Source organism: uncultured Cardiobacterium sp. (assembly GCF_938028185.1).
In the GTDB taxonomy this organism is placed as follows: Bacteria; Pseudomonadota; Gammaproteobacteria; order Cardiobacteriales; family Cardiobacteriaceae; genus Cardiobacterium.
This window is the reverse complement of sequence record NZ_CALJAH010000155.1, coordinates 1-1,828: the sequence shown is the minus strand read 5'-3', so window position 1 is coordinate 1,828 and position 1,828 is coordinate 1. Positions and strand designations below refer to the sequence as shown.

The window sequence follows — 1,828 nt, the reverse complement described above, 5'->3', positions numbered from 1 at the left end:
CCCCACCGGGGGAGGGGGCAGAGCGGCGGGGCGCGGGCGGCGCCGGGTTTATCCGCCGCGCAGTTTTTGCAGGGCGGCCTTGATGTCTTTTTCTTTTTTGCCGCTGTAGAAGCCTTTGCAGGCGCTGTCCAGTTTTTTGTACGGCAGCAGTTCGGCGAGTTGTTTTTGGCGGGTGCTGTCCAGTTCGCCGTGTGCCTGTTCGAGGATGGCGAGGATGTCGTGGTGCAGCGCGAGGTTTTTGTCCTGGTTGCGGTCGCTGTAGGTTTTGCTGTGTTCGCTGAGGCGGGTGAGGATGTCATGCGCGAGGCGTTCGTGTGCGGGCAGGGCGGCAAGGCGTGCGGCTTCGGCCTGCTCCGCTGCCTGTTCGGCGGCGACGGCGGCGGCCTGGGCTGCGGCTTTGGCGGCGTTTTTTGCCGCCTGTTCGGCTTTGGCGGTTTGCGCGGCGTGCAGTTTGTCGCGCAGGGCGGCGGTGTCTTTGAGGTGGGCGCTGTTTTGTTGGCACCAGTCGCGCAGGGCGGCGTTGTCGTCTGTTGGGTCGATTTCGATCAGCGCCCAGCCAAAGGGGAGGAGGTTGTGTTGGTCGCTGGTGTTTTCGGCGGCGAGCCAGACGGTTTTGGTGTGTTTTTCGTAGGTGGGTTTGGCGCCTTTCGCGCCCATTATTTTGATTTGGGCGTATTTTTCGAGGGTTTTGGCTTCCGCGCCGCCGTTTTTGCCGAGGCGGACGAGGAGGATGGTGCCGGCGTCAAATTGGGGGACGAGCTGGCGCAGCAGTTGTTCGGTGCTGCGCTGCCATGCAGGCGCAACGAGGCCGCGTTCGAGGAGCAGCTCGTTTTCTTTTTTGTAGCGGGTCAGGTGGTAGTGGTTGGCGGCGCGGATGAGGCGGGCGAGGTCGGGGCGGGGTTCGCCGGGCAGGTTTTTTTCCGGGTTTTTGAGGCGCGGCTGGTGGTCAAGCAGCAGGTTGTGCAGGGTGAGCGCGCCGCTGAAGGCGCGGTACTGGCCGTGCTGGATGGTTTCGCGGCGGCCGGTGACGCCTTTGCCGGCTACGGGGCGGCCGTCTTTGCCGATGATGTTCTTTTTTTTGTGGTTGGTGGCGTAGCAGATGTGGGTGGCGATGTCGCCGCTGGCGTTGAGGTCGGCGGGTTTGACGAGGCGGAGCAGGTCGGTGGCGAAGCTGCCGAGCAGGTCTTCTTCGTAGCGCAGTTGTTCGCGTTTTTCTTTGAGCGGGGTGTTCAGGTGAAAGGTGGCGGGCGGCTGTTTTTCGCTGCGCATTTCCATCAGCGCGGTGCGCAGGCAGCCTTTGAGGGCGCTGCCGGGGATGAGCGGTGTGTGGTTGTGCGGGTTGGTGGCGGTGCGTTCGATGTTGAGGCGGTTGAAGACGAGGTTGCCGCGTTGTTCGCGTTGGGCGACTTTGCCGAGGCTTTTGTGGTATTCGCTGGCCAGTGCCGGGCTGACGCTGCTGATGCTGTGCGCGGCGGCGCGGAAGGGGTCGGGGTTGTCGGCGAAGTATTGTTGGATGCGCTGGATGTCGCCGCTTTTGGCGACACCGAGCAGTTTGTTGCGCTGCGCGGGGTCGAGTTCGGCTTGCGCCGGGTCGAAGGCGTAGAGGGCGTTGTCGGCGATGATGTAGTTGGTGGGCTCGTAGTCTTCGCCGGTGCCGAGGTGGAGGGGCGAAAGCGGGGTGAGGTGCAGGGTGTGGCGGTGGAGGAAGTCTGTCATGGGGTATTCCTTTTGTGATGGGGGGCCGGTGGGCTATAGCCATTCACCGAAAGTTTTAGAGCCTGTTTAGAGTCTGGGAAAACCTGTTTTCTTGTGTGAACGGGAGCAGGTA

The 1,828-nt window shown here is 62.7% G+C and carries 1 protein-coding gene; it reads right to left on the bottom strand.

Annotated elements, in window-relative coordinates:
• Positions 1–48: 48 nt before the first annotated feature.
• Positions 49–1,716 (bottom strand): RAMP superfamily CRISPR-associated protein, encoded by a 1,668-nt coding sequence (locus Q0349_RS04715; protein ID WP_298079725.1) that lies wholly within the window; start codon positions 1,714–1,716, stop codon positions 49–51.
• Positions 1,717–1,828 lie beyond the last annotated feature (112 nt).

Coding starts and splice junctions, on each gene's coding strand:
- Q0349_RS04715 (WP_298079725.1), bottom strand. CDS start 1,716: ATGACAGACTTCCTCCACCGCCACACCCTGCACCTCACCCCGCTTTCG.